Genomic DNA, 1,463 nt, shown 5'->3' on the forward strand with positions numbered 1-1,463 from the left:
GGGACGGCGGACCGGGCTGTACGGATGACGGCGCGAGGCTGACAGACATGGGTGACCCGAGGGGATGAGGGGCGGAGGGCGCGGAAAAAGGGCCTCCGGTGGAGGACCCGTTCGAAGCGTAACCCGGAACTATCGGGTGATCTGTCCTGATGTGCGCAAACTCACCGAATTAATATACTTTGTAACGATCTTGCGTCGTGCGGGTCAGGGGTCTTGCGCTAGCTCGGCAGCGGGAGCCATGCGGTGTTCGCGGACTGGGGGCCTCGCGTCGACGAGGGCGGGGGTCGTCGAGTCCGTGGGCCTCCTGGGCTCACCCCTCGTCCGTGTCGCCGATGCCGACCACCGTGAGACTCGCGCGGTCCACCTCGCTGTCCTCCAGGCAGCCGCGCAGCCGGAGGCGGTCGTGGTCGGTGAGGGCGGGCCGGACGATACCGGCGAAAACGCCGTCGCCCAGCTCGCCGAGCGTGGTCCGGCGCAGGGGCACCGAGGTCGAGTTCCTGCACCGCTCCCAGGCCTGCGACGCCGCCATGAACTGCCGCTCGGTGGTCACGGGCACCCCGCGCATGTCGACCCGGACCAGCACCGAGGTCGCCTCGGACCCGTCGCGCTCCTGCCTCCTGGTCTGGGTGAGGTCCGCGAGCCCCACGACGAGCGACGTCAGGAGCGCCACGCCCACGACCGCCACCGTGAACAGCCGGGCCGCCCGGCCCGGACCGCCCGCTCCCGGCGGACGCTCGTCCTCCAGATCCCTCTCCGGCGCCGGATCGGGCGCCGCCAGCACGGACAGCTGTCCGGCCAGACGCCGGTCGGCGGCCGGCCGGGCCGTGGCCGACGCGATCCGCTGCACCAGCCAGGCGATCCCGGACAGCACCACTCCGGTCACCATCAGCACCGGCACGAACACATACGTACGGCTCGCCGGGTCCTCAAGCCAGCGGAACCGGTCTCCCTGCTCCCGTGTCTGGGTCTGTCGCAGCCGGGCCAGCACGTCCTGCTGCCTCCGGTCGCTCTCCCGGATCCGCTCCTCGATCCGCGCCAGCCGCCCCCACAGCACGATCCCCAGCAGCATCAGCCCGACGATCAGCAGCACGACCCCGCACAGGATGGCCCGCTGCCACTGCCATCGGTAGAGGTAGATCACGAAGTACCCGGCCGCCCCGGCCGCCGCGGCACCCGCGAAGAGATAGGCCAGCCGCTTCATCGTGGCTCCTCCGGCCGTACGTCGCCGAGGGTGCCGTCGACCGTCAGCCGCGTGCCCGGCGGGAAGCGGCGTACCGCGTCGGCGGCTCCGACCACCGTCGGCACCCCGTACTCCCGCGCGAGCACGGCCAGGTGGGACAACGGACTGCCCGTCTGCGCGACGAGCCCCGCGAGGCGTGGCAGCAGCGGCGCGAACACCGGGTCGAGGGTGCGGACCACGAGCACCGCGTCCTCGGGCCCCGCCCCCTCGCCGTCCCAGGCGG

At 72.3% G+C, this 1,463-nt stretch carries 2 protein-coding genes; both read right to left on the minus strand.

The window, feature by feature from the left end:
* Positions 1-310: 310 nt before the first annotated feature.
* Positions 311-1,201, minus strand: a complete 891-nt coding sequence (locus AOK23_RS38285) for a hypothetical protein (RefSeq protein ID WP_055717079.1) — start codon at positions 1,199-1,201, stop codon at positions 311-313.
* Positions 1,198-1,463: PEP-utilizing enzyme (locus tag AOK23_RS38290; protein WP_240496747.1), on the minus strand; the 266-nt coding region annotated here is incomplete at its 5' end. The genes AOK23_RS38285 and AOK23_RS38290, both read right to left, overlap by 4 nt.

Source organism: Streptomyces torulosus, assembly GCF_001419765.1.
Lineage (GTDB): Bacteria > Actinomycetota > Actinomycetes > Streptomycetales > Streptomycetaceae > Streptomyces > Streptomyces torulosus.